The 13,962-nt window shown below is 74.5% G+C and carries 13 protein-coding genes; 6 read left to right on the top strand and 7 right to left on the bottom strand.

Annotated features, from left to right (window positions below):
* Positions 1 to 77: 77 nt before the first annotated feature.
* Entirely contained in the window at positions 78 to 1,208 is a 1,131-nt protein-coding gene (gene chvE / locus IFT90_RS13490) for a multiple monosaccharide ABC transporter substrate-binding protein (protein WP_192042729.1), read from the bottom strand.
* Between the two features lie 188 nt (positions 1,209 to 1,396).
* On the bottom strand, positions 1,397 to 1,552 hold the full coding sequence (locus IFT90_RS13485) for a hypothetical protein (RefSeq protein ID WP_192042728.1): 156 nt from the start codon (positions 1,550 to 1,552) through the stop codon (positions 1,397 to 1,399).
* Between the two features lie 289 nt (positions 1,553 to 1,841).
* Here IFT90_RS13485 and IFT90_RS13480 point away from each other — a divergent pair, with 289 nt between their 5' ends.
* Positions 1,842 to 2,159, top strand: a complete 318-nt coding sequence (locus IFT90_RS13480; RefSeq protein WP_192042727.1) for a hypothetical protein — start codon at positions 1,842 to 1,844, stop codon at positions 2,157 to 2,159.
* Positions 2,160 to 2,247: 88 nt separating this feature from the next.
* Here the strand turns inward: IFT90_RS13480 and IFT90_RS13475 are convergent, their stop codons facing one another.
* Both IFT90_RS13475 and IFT90_RS13470 read right to left on the bottom strand, forming a co-directional pair.
* Positions 2,248 to 3,228 carry an aldose 1-epimerase family protein gene (locus IFT90_RS13475; RefSeq protein WP_371812319.1) on the bottom strand — a complete coding sequence of 327 codons (981 nt, stop codon included), beginning with the start codon at positions 3,226 to 3,228 and terminating at the stop codon, positions 2,248 to 2,250.
* Positions 3,221 to 4,486, bottom strand: a complete 1,266-nt coding sequence (locus IFT90_RS13470) for an FAD-binding protein (protein WP_192042726.1) — start codon at positions 4,484 to 4,486, stop codon at positions 3,221 to 3,223. The genes IFT90_RS13475 and IFT90_RS13470 overlap by 8 nt, the downstream gene beginning before the upstream one ends.
* Before the next feature lie 214 nt (positions 4,487 to 4,700).
* Here IFT90_RS13470 and IFT90_RS13465 point away from each other — a divergent pair, with 214 nt between their 5' ends.
* Positions 4,701 to 5,132, top strand: a complete 432-nt coding sequence (locus IFT90_RS13465; RefSeq protein ID WP_192042725.1) for a hypothetical protein — start codon at positions 4,701 to 4,703, stop codon at positions 5,130 to 5,132.
* Here IFT90_RS13465 and IFT90_RS13460 read toward each other — a convergent pair.
* A complete protein-coding gene (locus tag IFT90_RS13460; protein WP_371812318.1) occupies positions 5,129 to 6,628 on the bottom strand; it encodes an NtaA/DmoA family FMN-dependent monooxygenase in 1,500 nt (499 codons plus the stop codon). The two genes, IFT90_RS13465 and IFT90_RS13460, sit on opposite strands and share 4 nt — an antisense overlap.
* Positions 6,629 to 6,760: 132 nt before the next feature.
* Here IFT90_RS13460 and IFT90_RS13455 point away from each other — a divergent pair, with 132 nt between their 5' ends.
* The 4 genes from IFT90_RS13455 to IFT90_RS13440 all read left to right on the top strand — a co-directional run bounded on the left by IFT90_RS13455 (position 6,761) and on the right by IFT90_RS13440 (position 10,868).
* Complete coding sequence (locus tag IFT90_RS13455) at positions 6,761 to 7,678, top strand: ABC transporter ATP-binding protein (RefSeq protein WP_192042724.1); 918 nt, start codon at positions 6,761 to 6,763, stop codon at positions 7,676 to 7,678.
* A gap of 199 nt (positions 7,679 to 7,877) precedes the next feature.
* Positions 7,878 to 8,696 carry a hypothetical protein gene (locus IFT90_RS13450; protein ID WP_192042723.1) on the top strand — a complete coding sequence of 273 codons (819 nt, stop codon included), beginning with the start codon at positions 7,878 to 7,880 and terminating at the stop codon, positions 8,694 to 8,696.
* 1 nt (position 8,697) lies between these two features.
* Positions 8,698 to 10,209, top strand: a complete 1,512-nt coding sequence (locus tag IFT90_RS13445) for a sensor histidine kinase (RefSeq protein WP_192042722.1) — start codon at positions 8,698 to 8,700, stop codon at positions 10,207 to 10,209.
* A 14-nt stretch (positions 10,210 to 10,223) separates the two neighbouring features.
* A complete protein-coding gene (locus IFT90_RS13440; RefSeq protein ID WP_192042760.1) occupies positions 10,224 to 10,868 on the top strand; it encodes a response regulator transcription factor in 645 nt (214 codons plus the stop codon).
* Between the two features lie 327 nt (positions 10,869 to 11,195).
* Here IFT90_RS13440 and IFT90_RS13435 read toward each other — a convergent pair whose 3' ends face one another.
* Together IFT90_RS13435 and IFT90_RS13430 are read right to left on the bottom strand one after the other, a co-directional pair.
* Positions 11,196 to 12,674: an MFS transporter gene (locus IFT90_RS13435; RefSeq protein ID WP_192042721.1), complete on the bottom strand. Its 1,479-nt coding sequence runs from the start codon at positions 12,672 to 12,674 to the stop codon at positions 11,196 to 11,198.
* Between the two features lie 292 nt (positions 12,675 to 12,966).
* Entirely contained in the window at positions 12,967 to 13,719 is a 753-nt protein-coding gene (locus tag IFT90_RS13430; protein WP_192042720.1) for a gamma-glutamyl-gamma-aminobutyrate hydrolase family protein, read from the bottom strand.
* Positions 13,720 to 13,962 lie beyond the last annotated feature (243 nt).

The raw sequence follows: 13,962 nt of genomic DNA, 5'->3' as shown, positions 1-13,962 counted from the left end.
GGGGTGGGGCGGAGCTGTGGGGCGCAGGAGGTGCGGAGCGGGTGCACCGCACCTCCTGCGCCCCGGGGAGGGGAGACCTACTTGAGGTCGTCCTCGGTGTAGTAGCCGCTGTCGATCAGGACCTCTTTGTAGTTGTCCTTGGTGACGGTGACGGGCTGGAACAGGTACGTCGGGACGACCTTGACCTTGTTGTCGTACGTCTTGTCGTCGTTCGTCTCGGGCGTCTTGCCGTTGAGGATGTCGTCGGCCATCACGACGGACTGGTCAGCGAGCTGACGGGTGTCCTTGTAGATGGTCGAGTACTGCTGGCCGGCGATGATCGACTTGACCGAGGCGGCCTCGGCGTCCTGGCCGGTGACGATCGGAAGAGCGTCGTCGGAGTAGCCGGCACCCTCGAGCGCCGAGATGATGCCGATCGAGATGCCGTCGTAGGGCGAGAGCACGCCGTCGAGCTTGGTGCCGCCCGAGTAGGTCGACGCGACCAGGTTCTGCATGCGGGCCTTGGCGGTCGCGGGGTCCCACTGCTGCGTGGCGGCCTGCGTGAACTGGTCCTGGCCGGAGCCGATGGTCAGCGAGCCGTCCTCGATGTAGGGCTTGAGGGTGTCCATCGCGCCGTTGAAGAAGAAGGTCGCGTTGTTGTCGTCGGGGCTGCCGGCGAAGACCTCGATGGTCTTGGGCTCGGCGCCGTCGACCTTCTTGCCGTCGGCGTCGACGAGGCCGAGGCCCGTCAGGAGGCTGGTGCCCTGGTCGACGCCCACCTTGTAGTTGTCGAACGACACGTAGTAGTCGACGTTCTCGTTGCCCGTCAGGAGGCGGTCGTACGAGATGACCTTGATGCCGGCCTTGGCGGCCGAGTCGAGCTGGTCGCTGAGCGAGCCGCCGTCGATCGAGGCGACGATGAGGACCTTCGCGCCCTTGGTGATCATGTTGCTGACCTGCTGGACCTGCTGCGGGATCTTGTTGTCGGCGTACTCGAGGTCGACCTTGTAGCCCTTGTCCTCGAGCGCGCTCTTGACGGCGTCGCCGTCCTTGATCCAGCGCTCGGAGACCTTCGTGGGCATCGCGACGCCGACGAGGGCGCCCGAGTTGTCTCCGCCGCTGTCGCCGCTGCTGCCGCTGTCGCCGCCGCGACCGCCGCCGGCGCAGCCGGCGAGGGAGACGGCGAGACCTGCGGCGACGATGCCGACGAGGAGCTTCTTCTTGTTCACGGGGATTCCTTCGTGTCCGTGTCATCTCGACGGCGTCGTCGATGACGGATGGTGTGCTGCGTGGGTGGTGCAGGGATCGGCGGGGCCGGGCGGCGGGACGTCGCGGGACCGGGCCGGGGGCGGCGGGTCGCGACCGGGGTCGCGTCGAGCCGGCCGGCGCACGGGGAGGTGCGCCGGAGCTGGGGGGCCTAGGCGGGGGCGGAGGCGCGGAGGGCCGAGGCGGCGGCGACGCGAGCGGTCGGCGCGGGGGCCGAGGAGGCGGCGCGAGCGGCCGAGGAGTCGGCTGCGGCCCGGCCCGGGGCCGAGGCGGCGGGGGCGGGGGCGGTGCGAGCGGTGCGGTTCACAGGTGACCTCTTCGTCAGGTGGTGTGTCGCTGGTACGCGGGACGGTGCGGGGGGTGTGGCAGGTGGTGCTGGGCGGCGCCGATGTCGGGGCCGTGCGTCGCCGGTGCGGCTGCTGTGCCGACCCGACGAAGCGGATGTGACCGTTTCATGTGAGCGCTCACATCTGTGGTCCGGGGCAACTATGAGGCAGGCCGGGACCGATGTCAAGTCGCGCGCTCGGGGGCAAGGGTTCACACGCCGGATACACGCCGTTCACGGGCCTGAGCGGAACGCGGGGCACGATGTGCGCATGATCACCGTCACGGCCACCGTCCACACCGCGCACGACAGCGCCGGGTTGTTCTGGCTGTCGCGGCGGCTCCTGGCGGAGCACACGACGGCGCGCGTCGACGAGGGGCAGTACCTCGTGCAGCTCGCCGACGCGGGGACGGTGCTGCTCACCGAGCTGCCCGAGATGCTGCGCTTCGACGTCGTGGTGCGCGACGAGCTCGCCGCCCGCCGCACCCGGCGCGTCCTCGACGCCGTGCTCGCCCGGTCGTCGTTCGGCGCCGTCTCGGCGGTCACCTGGCAGGCCGCCCCGCTCGGGGCGGAGCCGATCGGCGCGTAGGCGCCCCGGCCTGAGCCGGGCGCGACACGGCCTGCTCGGCCTGGCCGCGCCTCCTGCGAGGCCCCGTCGATCCTCCTGCGGAGCCGGGTCAGGCCATCGCGGCGATGGTCCACGACGCGGTGTGCGACTCCCCCGGCGCGAGGCGGACGAGGTCGACGCCGCTCGTGAAGGCGTCGGGCGGGCAGGTCATCGGCTCGACGGCGAGGCCGAGGCGGTCGAGCTCGGGCTCGGGGCGGTCGCCCGTGTGCACCTGGACCCAGGGCAGCTCGGAGACGGCCCACGACAGCGCGACGCCGCGGCCGTCGCGGGCGACGACCTCGACCGTGGCGCGGCCCTCGGGGTCCGCGTCGATCTCGGTGAAGGCGTGGTCGACGAACAGGTCGCCGACGGGGCGGGCCTCGCGGAAGTCGAAGCCCTCGCGCTCGGTGACGCCGTGCACGCCGGTGGGGACGAGGCGCTCCTCGGTGACCTCGAGGTAGCTCGCCGCGGGGAGCAGCAACGACCAGTCGTCGACCCGGCCCTCGCCGGCGACGAGGTACGGGTGCGGCGCGACGCCGTACGGAGCCGTGCCCTGCCCGACGTTCGTCGCCGTGACGGTGGTGACGAGGCCGGCGTCGCCGAGCTCGTACACGGCCCGGAGCCCGAGGCGGTAGGGGTAGCCGTCGCTCGGCGCGAGCTGGGTCACGAGGGAGGTGCGGTGCGCGTCGGCCTCGTCGGCCGGGTCGGACGCCCAGTCCGCCCACTGGACCAGCCCGTGCAGCGCGTGGCCCCGCTCGATCTCGTTGAGGGGCAGCTGGCGCTCGACCCCGTCGTCGTCCCACGAGCCGTCGACGACCCGGTTGGGCCACGGGGCGAGCAGCGCGCCACGGTACAGCGGACGCACCTCGTCGACGCCGAACGGGACGACGAGGTCGCGACCGTCGTGCGTCAGCGAACGCAGCGTGGCACCGACCCCGGCGATCTCGGCCCGGTACGGGCCGTGCTCGAGCACCGTTCGGATGCCGCTGACGGGCACGGCGGCAGGCGTCGACGGGTCGGTGACGGCGGTGGTGGTGGTGGTCTCAGGCACGGGCGGCTCCTCCGAAGACGGTGTGGTCGAGGTGCGCGTTGCGGAACCGGCCCTCGGGGTCGACGGCGGCGGCGTGGGCCGCGAAGTCGTCGAGTCGAGGGTAGCGACGACGCAGCACCCCGTGGTCGAGGCCGGCCACCTTGCCCCAGTGGGGGCGGGCGTCGAACGGGGCCAGCGCCTCCTCGACGCTCGGGAGCACCGCGAGCACCGCCTCCGTGTCGCGCCGCCAGGTGAAGTGGAACGCGATGCTGTCGCGGCCGCCGCTCGGGCTGAGCCAGGCGTCGTCGGCGGCGACGCTGCGGATCTCGCTGACGAAGATCACGTCGGCCAGGCTCTCGCCGATCGCTCGGAGAGCCTCGACGGCGGCCGGCGCGTGCTCGGCGGGGACGAGGTACTCGCTCTGGATCTCCTCCCCCGCGCTCGGCGTGAACTCGGCGCGGAAGTGCGGCAGCCGGTCGAGCCACGGGCCGGGGACGCCGAGCTGCGGGGTGACGGCGTCGGCCGCCGTGTCGGGCAGCATGTGCACGGCCTCGGAGGCGGGGCGGGCGCCGAGCGCGACGAGGTCGAGCGGCGTCGCGAGCGGGGCGTCGCCGACCCGCGCCTTCGCCCACACCTGGCCGACGACGTCGCCGGTCCACCGCGTGAAGAGGCTGACGCTGTAGGCGTGCGCCATCAGTGCGTCGAAGTTCCCGAGGGCCGCCTCCCACGGGAGGTCGTGGTGGACGGTCTGCACGACGTCGAAGGTCGGCACGGTGTCGAGCACCAGCGCGGTGACGATCCCGAGGGCGCCGAGACCCACGACGGAGGCGCCGAACGCGTCGTCGCCCCGGCGGACGACGTCGAGCGAGCCGTCGGCCCGTACGATCTCGACCGCGGCGACGCTCGCCGAGAGCGCGGGGTTGCGCACCCCGGAGCCGTGCGTGCCGGTCTGGACGGCGCCGGCCACGCTGATGTGCGGCAGCGACGCGAGGTTTGGCAGGGCTCGGCCCCGGGCCTGCAGCTCGCGAGCGAGGACGGCGTGCGTCGTGCCGGCCCCGACGCGGACCGTGCCCGCGGCCTGGTCGAGCTCGATCGGCAGCCCGAGCGCCTCGGTCGAGACGAGCACCCCGTCGGTGTCGGCCACCCGGTTGAACGAGTGCCGCGAGCCGATGGCCTTGACCCGGCGGCTGGAGGCGACCACGTCGCGCAGCTCGTCGACCGAGGTGGGGGTGCGCAGGTCGGTCGTCGAGTACTCGACGTTCTCGGCCCAGTTGTGCATGAGACTCCTTCGACTCGGTGGCGTCGTCCAGTCTAGTGAGCGCTCACTCGGCGCGGGCCGAGTCGGTGCCGGTGCCGTGTCCCCCTCACTGGGGACCGCCGACCCCCCGGACCGGGGCCGCGTCCCCCGTTGTCCCCCGGGCCAGGACGCGGTTCGCTGGGTACAGGCCCCGGGAGACCGCCGCCGACCGACCACGACCCAGGGGAACACCACGATGGACTCGACCGCACACGGCACCGACGCCGTCCGCGCCTCCGCTCCGCAGCAGCTCCGCCACGACCGCCGGGTGCGCCCCGAACGCGTCGTCCGGCTGCGCCGTGCGCCCTCGTTCTTCCTCACCTGGCTCGACGTCCCGAACGACGGCAGCGACCCGGCCCTGCCGCTCGGCGCCTGCCTCGTGCTCCGCCGCGTCGGCGGCCAGACCCCCCGCGACGTCGTCGTCGAGCTGCCCGGCGGCGTCGCCCGCCGATCCGACGCCCTGCGTCGCCGCTCGGCGATGGGCGTCGCGACGCCGATCGAGATCGGCGCCCTCGCCGAGCTCGGCACCGTCTTCGTCGAGTGGACCTCGTCGGACGGCGTCCGTCGCACCACCTGGCTGCGCGTGCCCTCGGTGCCCGCGCGCTACCGCGTCCGCCGCACCGCCTAGACAGCACTCACGGTGTCCGGGCGACGCGCCGCCCAGCGCCGGTACGCCGCCGCCGGGTGCGACGCCGGGAGGCGCGGCCCGCCCCCCGTGTACCGCTCGCGCAGCGTCTCGCCCGGCACGTACGCCTCGCGCACGCGGCCGCGACGGCGCAGCTCGGGCACGACCAGCTCGACGAAGTCGCGCAGCGTGTCGTACGAGTGGTACTGCCGCAGGTTGATGCCGTCGATCCCCTCCTCGTCGAGCCAGCGCTCGATCTCGTCGGCGACGACCGTCGGCGTCCCGGCGACGAAGAACGCGCCGCCCCAGGCCTCGTCCACGCTCGCGATCAGCTCGCCGACCGTGATGTCGAGAGGCAAGGAGGCGGCCCCCGGGTGCTCGAGGCGCCCCTCCGCCACGAGGGCCTCGCGGACGGTCGTCGCGGGGTCGTGCGACGGCGCGTCGAAGGGGACGCTGCGGTGCACGAGCGCGCCCTGCTCGCTGGCGAACGACTTGTAGAGGGCCAGCTTCTCGGCCACCGCCTCCTCGGTCTCGGCCGTGATCACGCCGGCCTGCACGATGAAGCGGACGTCGTCGGCAGCCCGGCCTGCCTCGACGGCGGCCGCGCGGGTGGCCTCGGCCACGCGGGCCACGGCACGCCCGCCGGTGAAGACGACCTCGGCGTTGCGGGCGGCCTGCTCCACGCCCGTCGGCGACGCGGTCGCGAGGAACAGCACGGGGGTGCGCTGGGGCGACGGCTCGCTGAGGTGCGGCCCGACGACCTTGTAGAAGCGGCCGTCGTGGTCGATCGTGTGCACCTTCGACGGGTCGGTGTACACGCCCGAGCCGGGCGCGAGGCCGTCGGCGGTCGGGTCGGCGACGACGGCGTCGTCCTCCCACGAGCCCTCCCAGAGCTTGTAGAGCACGTCCAGGTACTCGGCCGCCCGGGCGTAGCGCTCCTCCTTCGGGATCTGGTCGTCGAGCCCGAAGTTGCGCGCGGCCGACGGGAGGTACGACGTGACGACGTTCCAGCCGACCCGGCCCCCCGTCAGGTGGTCGAGCGTCGACATGCGGCGCGCGAAGGCGAAGGGAGGCTCGTAGCTCGTCGACGCGGTGACGCCGAAGCCGAGGTGCTCGGTCACCGCGGCCATCGCCGGCACGACGAGCATCGGGTCGTTCGCGGGCGCCTGGATCCCCTCGAGCAGGGCCGGCGCCGGGCTGTCCCGGTAGACGTCGTAGGTGCCGAGCACGTCGGCGAGGAACACGGCGTCGAAGCCGCCCTGCTCGGCCAGCCGCGCGAGCTCGGTCCAGTAGCGGATGTCGGTGTACTCGCGGCGGTGGTTGCCGGGGAGCCGCCAGAGGCCGTGCGTGATGTGGCCGACGCAGTTCATCTCGAAGAGGTTGAGGATCAGCTTCTTCTTCGCTGCGGGCGGGGCTGCGGAGTCGGGTGCTGGGACAGTGGGCCCGGTGGGTGCGGTCGTCGGGGCGGTCTCGGGCGTCGGGGCGGTCTCGTCGGTCACCCGGTCGACACTGCCACAGGCCGGAGGCGCGGACCGAACCCGTGACGCCCCGCGACGCGTGGTACCGCGGTACCACCACGCCGGCACCCGGCTCCGACGAGGGCGGCCACGGCTCTCCGTAGCGTCGTGACCATGATCGAAGCCAGCCACCTCACCAAGCGCCACGGCGCCTCCCTCGCGGTCGACGACGTCTCGTTCACCGTCGCTCCGGGGGCCGTCACCGGGTTCCTCGGGCCGAACGGCGCCGGCAAGTCGACCACCATGCGCATGATCGTCGGGCTCGACCGGCCGACGTCGGGCACGGTCACCGTGAACGGGAACCACTACGCCGACAGCCCGGCGCCCCTGCAGGAGGTGGGGGTCCTGCTCGACGCCGGAGCCGTCCACCCCGGGCGCACGGCCCGCGACCACCTCCGCACCGTCGCCCGGACGCACGGCATCCCCGAGCGCCGCGTCGACGAGGTCATCGGCCTCGCCGGCCTCGAGTCCGTCGCCCGGCGACGCGCCGGCACCTTCTCGCTCGGCATGGGCCAGCGGCTCGGCATCGCGACCGCCCTGCTCGGCGATCCCGACACGCTCGTGCTCGACGAGCCCGTCAACGGACTCGACCCCGAGGGCGTCATCTGGGTGCGGCAGCTCTGCCGCTCCCTCGCCGCCGAGGGCCGGGCCGTGCTGCTCTCCAGCCACCTGATGAGCGAGATGGCGCAGACGGCCGACCGCCTCGTCGTGCTGGGCCGGGGCCGGGTCATCGCCGACGCCTCCGTCGCCGACGTGCTCGCCGGCCAGGGAGGCGGCACGGTCGCCGTCCGGACCGACTCGGCCGAGCGCCTCGAGGCCCTCCTGCGACCGCTCGGCGGCACCGTGACGCGCCTCGCCGCGGACCGGCTCGAGGTCGTGGGGCTCACCGCGGAGCAGATCGCCCGGGCGGCCTCGCCGGCCGGCGTGCTGCTGCTCGAGCTGACGCCCACGCAGACGTCGCTGGAGGACGCCTTCTTCGGCCTGACCGACGACTCGGTCGAGTACCGGTCCGGGTCGAGGACTCAGGCGTGATCGCCGGGGGCGCCTCGGGGACCGGGGCTGCCGGGGCCTCGTGACCGGCGCCTCCTGAGTCCTCGACGGGACTGAGCCCCGCTGCTCCGCTGCCCCGCTGCTCCGACCTGCGGCTGCTCCGTGCCCGCTCCTCCTCGTCCTCTCCTCCTCCCCCTTCTCTTCCTCCCTCCTCGCACTTCCTCCCGATCGGAGACACCTCGTGACCACCACCGCACCCCTGCTCAGCCCGCTCGAGCGCGCACCGCGCCTGACCTTCGCCCGCGTCGCCTGGTCGGAGCGGACCAAGCTGACGAGCGTCCGCTCGACCTGGCTGATCGCGGCGCTGACCGTCGTCCTGTCCGCCGCGGCGAGCGCCGCCGTCGCCCTCACCGACGCCTCCGACCCTGCCGGCGCGCTGGCGGGCGGGGTGGCGACCACCCTCCGCACGATGGCGCCGGCGACGACGGTCGGCGAGCTCTTCGTCGCCGTGCTCGTCGTGCTCTTCGTCACCCAGGAGTTCGCGACCGGCCAGAAGCGGACCACCTACTCCGCCGTGCCCCGGCGGCTGCCCGTGCTCGCGGCGAAGACCCTCGTCGCGGCAGGGGCCGCCGTCGTGCTCTCGGTGGCCTCGTCGGTCGCGGCGTGGGCCGCGTCGAGCGTGCTGCTCTGGAGCACGGGCCTGCGCACCTCGCTCGTCGACCCCGCCGTGCTCCAGGCGGTCGGCGCCGCGCCGGCGTGGCTGGCCGTGCTCACCGTGTTCACCGTGATGGTCGCCACCCTCGTCCGGAGCTCGGCCGGGGCGATCGCCATCGTCCTCGGTGTGCTGCTCGTGCTGCCCGTCGCGGTGATCCTGCTGACCGCCGGCCAGGGATCCGACTGGTCCGTCCTGCTCCTCACGTACGCTGAGACGACCATGAGCCAGCTCTTCTCCGGCACCGAGCCCGTCGCCGACCTGGGCCGCGACGTGGGCGTGCTCGCCGCCTGGCTCGTCGTGCCGACCGCGGCCGCGGCGTGGGCCACCGCGCGACGCGACGTCTGAGATGCGCGTCCGCCGCGCCTCCTCGTCCGGGTCGGCCCCGAGGCCGCCCCGCGCCGGGGTCGGAGGAGCCCCCGCCGGCGGCCTGCCGGACGGGGGCTCCGACGCGGGGCCGCCGCGGCCCCCGGGGCTGATCCGACGACGCATCGCGGAGCACCCGCTGGCCGCCGACGTCGTGCTCGCCCTCACGGCGGGCGCTGTGGCGTTCATCAGCGGCACCGCCAAGATCGACACGTGGGTCGTGGTGCTGCCAGCCCCGTGGCCCTGGTACGTGCTCTGGGCGGTCTCCTACGCGAGCCTCCTGCTGCGCCGCAGGGCGCCCGTCGTCGTGACGGCCGTCGCCCTGGTCTCCCTCGTCGCACAGAACGCCCTCGACCAGATCAGCCTGCCGTGGGCGCTGCTGATCGGGCTCTACTCGGTGGCGGTCCAGCGCGGGGCGCGGTGGGCCTGGGTCTCCTCGGCCGCCGTCGTGGGGTCGCTCGCTCTCGCGGGGACGGTCGTCCCGAGCGTCGAGGCCCCCCTGGTGGCGGCCTTCGGCATCGTCGTGGTCGTGCTCGTCGGGCTCAACGTGCGGAGTCGACGCCAGTACCTCGCCGCCCTGATCGACCGGGCCGCACAGCTCGAACGCGACCGTGACCAGGAGGCGCGCCTCGCCGCGGGCGCAGAGCGCGCGCGGATCGCCCGCGAGCTCCACGACGTCGTCGCCCACGGCATGTCCGTGATGATCAGCCTCTCCGACGGGGCCGACGCCGTCGCCGAGGTCGACCCGGCGCGCAGCCGCGACGCCGTGCGGCAGATCGGCGTCGTCGGACGGGAGGCGCTGGCCGACATGCGCCGACTGCTCGGCGTGCTGCACGACGACGCCGACGACGCGGCGCTCGCTCCCCAGCCGGGGCTCGACGGGCTCGACGACCTCGTCGAGACCTACCGCACGGCCGGCCTGCCCGTCGCGCTCACCCGCGTGGGCGAGCTGCCGACGGCTCCTGCCCTGCAGGTGGTCCTGTACAGGACGGTGCAGGAGGGGCTGACGAACTCTCTGAGGTACGCCGAGCGGCCGACGCGGGTCGCGGTGGTCCTGCGCGGTGCCGAAGGTCGGGGAGCCGGTGCCGGCAGCGGCAGCAGCAGCGGCAGCGGCAGCGGCAGCGGCAGCGGCAGCGGCAGCGTCGACGCGCTCGGGCTGGGGCTCGGCGGGGTCACCGTCGAGGTCGTCGACGACGGCGCGGGCACCGCCCCTGCCGCCTCGGTCGGGACGGAGCGCGGGCTCGTCGGGCTCCGCGAGCGCGCCGCCCTGTACGGGGGAACCCTCGAGGCCGGCCCGCGCCCGGAGCTGGGCGGGCGCGGGTGGCGGCTGCGGCTCGCCCTGCCGGGACCCGGCGGCGGCGCCGGTGCCCAGTCGTCACCCGGGGCGAGCGCCCAGCTCCGCCCCGAGCCGCACGCTCGGCCCGCCGCGCGCGCGACCTCGACCTCGACCCCTACTTCGCCCGACGCCGACCCGCTGCCCGAGGAGGCACCGTGACCGACATCACCGTCATGCTCGTCGACGACCAGGCCCTGCTCCGCGCCGGCATGGCCATGGTGCTCGGCGCCCAGCCTGGCCTCCGGATCGTGGGCGAGGCCGCCGACGGCCTCTCCGCGGTCGAGCGCGACGCGGAGCTGCGGCCGGACGTCGTCCTGATGGACGTCCGCATGCCCGCCCTCGACGGGATCGAGTCCACCCGCCGCATCGTCGCGGCGCGCCCGGAGGCGCGCGTGCTCGTGCTGACGACGTTCGACCTCGACGAGTACGCCTTCGGCGGCCTGAACGCGGGCGCGAGCGGCTTCCTCCTCAAGGACGCTCCCCCGGCCGAGCTGGTCGCCGCGATCCGCACCGTGGCGGCGGGCGACGCCATCGTGTCGCCGCGCGTCACCCGCGCGATGATCGACCTGTACCGGGGGCGGCTGCCCGATCCTGCGGGCGTGCGTCGCGCCTCCTCGATCGACCTGCTCTCCGAGCGCGAGCGCGAGGTGCTCGTCGCCATCGGACGGGGGCTCAGCAACTCGGAGATCGCCCGGGAGCTCTTCCTCTCCGAGTCGACCGTCAAGACGCACGTCGGACGGGTGCTGGCCAAGCTCGACGTGCGCGACCGGGTGCACGCGGTGATCTTCGCCTACGAGAACGGGCTCGCCGGGGGCTGACCCCGCGCCGCGGGCGTCCTTCGCGCTCCACTGTGTCGAGCGATCAGGAGGCGGCGACGCCGAGGACGCGCGTGCCACCGGTCTGAGCCCGTCGAGGACGTCGACGCCTGAGTCCTCGACACGAGGGCCGCCCCGCTCGACCGTGTCGACCGTGTCGACCGCGTCGACCGCGTCGATCCTTCAGGAGAGGACGCCGTGCGCGTCGTGCGCGCCGCCGATCGGGCACGCTCGAGGGCGCCGCTGCCTGAGTCCTCGACACGGCACCCGTGCCGCGGTGGCGCCGAGCACGGGAGGCGACGGCAGGCGACCGACGGACCCCGACCGGGGCTAGCTGCTCCGACGCCCGCCGCGCACCGCGGGCCCGGTCGGCACCGAGCCCGTGCGGGCCTGCACGGTCGCGATGGACGCCGTCACGACCGACACGGACGAGGTGATGGTGCGGAGGCTCGACGTCGACAGGGTCGACTGCGTGTGTCCCGAGACCGGGAAGCCCCGGCGGCCGAGGACGACGACCACGAGGCTCGCCCCGACCACGACCGCGGCGACGAACGGCAGCGCGCCGAGGCCGAGCCCGGCCGTGCTGAGCACCTGTGCTCCGAGCGCGGCCCCGCCCGCGATGCCGACGTTGGAGCCTGCGTTGACGAGAGCTCCGGCGATGTCCGGGCTGACGCCTCCGGTGCGGATCGCCGCCGCCATGAACAAGGTCCCGGTGGTGCCGTTCGCCGCGACCCAGAGCCCGGCGACCACGAAGGTGCCGACGAGCGAGCCGTGGACGAGGGGCAGGGCGGCGAGGGCCAGGGCCATGACGGCCACGGCGGCGATGAGCGTCTGTCGCGGCGCCCGGTCGACGAAGGCCCCGGCGGTGAGCAGCCCCACGATGCCCGTGACGCCGAGCACGAGGAGGGCCGGTGCGACCGCGTCGTCGCCTAGTCCCGCCGTCATCAGGTACGGGCCGACGTAGGTGTAGACGACGTAGTGCCCGGCGAACAGGAGGAGGTCGGCGACGACGACGGCGAGCAGACCGGAACGAGCCCAGGCCGCGACCGAGCCGAGGTGCGGCGACGACTCGCCCCGGACCGCGGGCAGGAACGCCAGCGCCACGACGGCGAGGACGGCGGAGGCGACCGCCACGGCGAAGACCGCGGAGCGCCAGCCGAGGTGGTCGCCGACGGCCGTGGCCAGGGGCACGCCGAGCACGAACCCGAGCGAGCTGCCCGAGTAGACGAACGCGATGGCGCGGCCCGCGAGCCGGGGCGGGACGATGCGCGTGGCGTACGCCGAGGCCACCGAGAAGAAGAGGGCGTGGGCGACGCCGCCCACGACGCGTCCCACGCAGACCGTCTCGAAGTTCGGGGCGAGCGCCACGATCAGGTTCGACGCGGTGTAGCCGCCGAGGGTCGCGACGAGGACGGCCTTCCGCGGCACGCGCGCCGTCGCCCACGTCAGCGGCAGCGCGAGCAGGGCGACCGCGAGGGCGTAGACCGTGATGACGACGCCCATGCGGGACTCGGTGACCCCGAGGTCCTCGCTCATCGTCGACAGCAGGCCCACGGGCATCAGCTCGGTCGTGATCGCGAAGAAGGTGGCCAGCCCGAGCACGGCGATGCCGACGATCGCCGACGGGGTGAGGACGTGCGGCGTGCCGTCGTGGCCGTGGGTCGGACGGGGGCCGGGGGTGTCGATGCCGCTCACCCGCATGGAGCCCGTGTAGGTCGAGGTCGGGGTCGGGCTCTGCGTGTCGGGCTCGGGGGCGAGGGCCACGGAGCCGGTGCGGGTGTCGTCGGGACGCGGGGAGTTCTGGGGCACGGTCAGGCCTTCCTGGACGGGCCGGCCGGGCGCGCACGACGATCAGCTCGTCGAGGGACCACTCAGCCGACAGGACCCGGCGTGATGACGCGGGCGGTGTCGGGAGGCGGAGCGCGCACGTCGCGGCGGAGGGGCGGGCGTTCGGGGATGGGCCACTCCACGACGAGGGCGTCCGTCCAGTGTCGCACGGCCCCCCGGCCCCTCCGCAAGATCCAGAACGACATTCGGTTTTGCGGCCGGCGCAGCACCGTCGCCGCCCTGGTCGACAGGTCGCCGCCCCGCTGTGACAGCCTCAGGAGGCGCGGCGAGCGCCCAGCGCCGCCTCCAGCAGGTCGGTGAGCACGGTGCCGCGCGACCCCGCGTCCTCCGGGTGCCACTGGACGCACCAGACGGGCGCCTCCTCGTGCTCGACCGCCTCGATCGTGCCGTCGTCGGCGCGGGCGACGACCCTGAGGCCCGGGGCGACCCGGCCGACGGCCTGGTGGTGCGAGCTCCGTACGTCGAGCTCCGTCGCGCCGAGCGCCCTCGCCAGCTCGCTGCCGGGCTCGACGAGCACGCGGTGGTCGACCATGCTGTCGGCGGTGTCGCCCCCGACGTGTCCGCCGTCGTGGAGGTGCTGCACAAGGTCGCCGCCGAGGGCGACGTTGACGAGCTGCATGCCCCGGCAGATGCCGACGAGCGGGGTGCGTTCGTCGACGGCGCGACGGACGATCGCGACCTGGGCCCGGTCCGCCGCGGGGAACGTCTGGCCGAGGTGCGGCTCGCGGGGGTCGCCGCCGTAGAACGACGGGTCGACGTCCTCTCCCCCGGTGACGATGACCGCGTCCGCCGCCGCCAGGCGCTCGTCGAGCTCGGCCTGGGGCGTCTGCGCCGCCGGCACGCGGTCGACGACGAAGCCGACGGAGGTCGCCGCCGCGACGACGCTGGCGGTGAGGCGCTGAAGCTCGGCCTCGAAGGCGGGGTCGTCGCGGCCGCCGTCGGCGACGTCGACGACGAGCAGGACGGGCGTCGACGCAGGGTCGCGTCGAGGACTCAGGTCGGACATGCCGCCATCGTGCCAGGCGCCTGCCGACGAGGCCGGTCGCGACGCGCACGCCTGAGTCCTCGACGCCGCGGCGCGGACAGGAGCCGCACGGGCCGGCACGGCACGCCCGCGCGCACTGCCCGGCCCGCGCGCACTGCCCGGCCCGCGCGCACTGCCCGGCCCGAGCGCACTGCCCGGCCCGAGCGCACTGCCTCGCCCGAGCTCACTGCCCGGCCCGTGCGCACGCCGGGCTACTACCGTCGA

Source organism: Frigoribacterium sp. CFBP 8766 (assembly GCF_014841435.1).
In the GTDB taxonomy this organism is placed as follows: Bacteria; Actinomycetota; Actinomycetes; order Actinomycetales; family Microbacteriaceae; genus Frigoribacterium.
The sequence above is the reverse complement of the archived record's forward strand: the minus strand, read 5'-3'. Positions and strand labels throughout refer to the sequence as shown.